At 71.2% G+C, this 2,697-nt stretch carries 2 protein-coding genes and 1 pseudogene; all 3 read left to right on the plus strand.

Annotation, left to right across the window (positions count from 1 at the left end; translation table 11 throughout):
• A pseudogene (locus EIO58_RS15750) lies at positions 1 to 876 on the plus strand (Asp-tRNA(Asn)/Glu-tRNA(Gln) amidotransferase subunit GatB); the annotation flags it as partial.
• A 51-nt stretch (positions 877 to 927) separates the two neighbouring features.
• Positions 928 to 2,193: a DNA polymerase IV gene (dinB, locus tag EIO58_RS15755; RefSeq protein WP_127820299.1), complete on the plus strand. Its 1,266-nt coding sequence runs from the start codon at positions 928 to 930 to the stop codon at positions 2,191 to 2,193.
• 54 nt (positions 2,194 to 2,247) lie between these two features.
• On the plus strand, positions 2,248 to 2,568 hold the full coding sequence (locus EIO58_RS15760; RefSeq protein WP_127820300.1) for a hypothetical protein: 321 nt from the start codon (positions 2,248 to 2,250) through the stop codon (positions 2,566 to 2,568).
• Positions 2,569 to 2,697 lie beyond the last annotated feature (129 nt).

Below are 2,697 nucleotides of genomic sequence, written 5' to 3' on the forward strand. Positions count from 1 at the left end.
GGCAACCTCCGCTGCGACGCGAACGTGTCGCTGCGTCCCCGCGCTGCCGCAGGCGAGCCCGCAGCCCCGCTCGGAACCCGCACCGAGACCAAGAACGTCAACTCGATGCGGTCGGTCGAGCGCGCAGTGCGCTATGAGATCCAGCGCCAGGCCGCGATCCTCGCGGCCGGCGGCACGATCACCCAGGAGACACGCCACTGGCACGAGGACACCGGCACGACCTCTCCCGGTCGGCCCAAGTCGGACGCCGACGACTACCGCTACTTCCCCGAACCCGACCTGCTGCCCGTCGTCCCCGCGCCCGAGCTCATCGAGCAGCTGCGTGCGGCCCTCCCGGAGCCGCCCGCGGCCCGGCGTCGCCGGCTGAAGGCGGACTGGGGCTTCGCCGACATCGAGTTCCAGGGCGTCGTCAACGCCGGGCTCCTCGCCGAGGTGGAAGCCACGGTGACGGCAGGCGCATCACCCGCGGCGGCCCGCAAGTGGTGGATGAGCGAGATCAGCCGAATCGCGAACGCAGAGAGGCGAGAGGCTTCCGATCTCGTCACTCCCGCCGATGTCGCGGCGCTGCAGGGCCTCGTCGACGCAGGCATCCTGACCGACAAGCTCGCGCGCCAGGTGCTGGAAGGCGTCATCGCCGGCGAGGGCTCGCCGCAGGAGGTCGTCGACGCGCGGGGTCTCGCCGTCGTCTCGGACGACGACGCGCTCATCGCCGCCATCGACGATGCCCTGGCGTCCCAGCCCGACGTGCTCGAGAAGATCCGCGACGGCAAGGTCCAGGCCGCCGGTGCGGTCATCGGCGCCGTCATGAAGGCGATGAAGGGCCAGGCGGATGCCGCCAGGGTGCGCGAGCTGATCCTCGAGCGCGCCGGATCCTGACCGACGTCGCGGATGCCCCGCGCTGTCGGCGGCGCACGCCAGAATGGGCCCATGGGGCGCGGTGACGGATCGGGGCGGATCGTTTCGCCCGAGGGTGCCGACGACACCGGCGCCGGGATCCTGCACGTCGACATGGACGCGTTCTACGCGTCGGTGGAGCAGCTCGACGACCCATCCCTCCGTGGCAAGCCGATCATCATCGGAGCACCGGACGGGCGATCGGTGGTTTCGAGCGCCTCGTATGAAGCCCGCCGCTTCGGTGTCAGGTCGGCGATGCCGGTCGGCCAGGCGCTGCGGCTGTGCCCGACGGCGATCGTGGTGCTGCCTCACTTCGACCGCTACCTCGAGATGTCCGCGCAGGTCATGCGCATCTTCCGCGACATCACGCCGCTCGTCGAGCCGCTCTCGATCGACGAGGCGTTCCTCGACGTGCGCGGGGCGCGCAGGCTGTGGGGGAGTCCCGGCGTGATCGCGCGCATGCTGCGGCAGCGGGTCCTCGACGAGACGGGACTCACCTGCAGCGTCGGTGCCGCGGCCACCAAGCACGTGGCGAAGATGGCCTCGACCATCAGCAAGCCCGACGGCATGCTGCTCGTTCCCGAGGCCGACACCGCGACGTTCCTCGCGGCGCGGCCCGTGCGGGCGCTGTGGGGGGTCGGTCCGAAGGCCGCCGAGTCGCTCGAGGCTCGCGGCATCCACACCATCGCCGACGTGCTCGAGACGCCACGCGCGATCCTCGACCGCGCTCTCGGCAACGCCATGGGTGATCGCGTCTGGAATCTCGCCCGAGGCATAGACGCCCGCGAGGTCGACACGCGCCGCGTCGAGAAGAGCGTCGGGCATGAAGAGACCTTCCACCAAGACATCGCCGATGACGCGATCCTCCGCGCCGAGCTGCGACGTCTCGCCGATCGCGTGGGCGCGCGCCTTCGCAGCGGCGGCTGGGAGGCGTCGACCATCGCGATCAAAGTGCGCTTCGCAGACTTCACCACGATCTCGCGGTCACAGACACTGCCGGAGCCGACCGCGGTCGGACAGCGCATCGGCGATGCCGCATATGAGCTCTTCTCGTCGGTCGACCGGCCGCTTCCGGTGCGCCTGATCGGCGTGCGCGCCGAGCGGCTGCGGCCGGCCGGATCGTCGATGCCGGGGCTGTGGGACGACGACGAGGAGTGGCGCCGCGTCGAGGACGCCCTTGACGGCGCCGCACAGAAGTTCGGACGCGGCGTCATCACGCGCGCGACGCTCCTCGGCACGTCGCGAGGCGGCGGCGCTCTGCCGTCCAGCCCGCCGGCGCCGCGCCTGGACTCCGAATGAACTCCGATAGGCGCATGGGTGTGCAGCCGGGCACCCGCCCGCTACCGTTGACGCATGCCCAACATCGCACTGGAACTCGGCAAGCAGTCGGCGGCCTTCGGCGTCAAGAGCGCATACGGCGAACAGCAGGATGTCGACGGCGTGCGTCTCATCCCGGTCGCGTTCACGTGGTCCGGGTTCGGGGGAGGCTCCGACGAGGCGGGCAACGGCGGCGGGGGCGGCGGCGGATACGCGATCCCGATCGGCGCGTACATCCGTCGCGGAGACGACCTGCGCTTCGAGCCGAACATCGTGGCGCTGCTCACGGTGGCCGTGCCGTTCGTGTTCTTCGCCGGTCGCGCGCTCAGCCGTGTCATCCGCGCCCTCAAGAAGTAGCGCCGACCCGGTCGCGACTGCCCTCGACGCCGCCGTGGGTCACCTGGTCCGCGCGGTGACGGCTGTCGCGGCATCCAACCCCGTCGTGCTCGTCGACGGACGCAGCGGTGCGGGCAAGTCGTCGCTCGC

The sequence above is a fragment of the Microbacterium sp. CPCC 204701 genome (genome assembly GCF_004010105.1).
Classification (GTDB): Bacteria; Actinomycetota; Actinomycetes; order Actinomycetales; family Microbacteriaceae; genus Microbacterium.

What these genes read in the sequence shown, in the direction of transcription:
- dinB (WP_127820299.1), top strand. Translation starts at nt 928, where the DNA reads ATGGGGCGCGGTGACGGATCGGGGCGGATCGTTTCGCCCGAGGGTGCC.
- EIO58_RS15760 (WP_127820300.1), top strand. Translation starts at nt 2,248, where the DNA reads ATGCCCAACATCGCACTGGAACTCGGCAAGCAGTCGGCGGCCTTCGGC.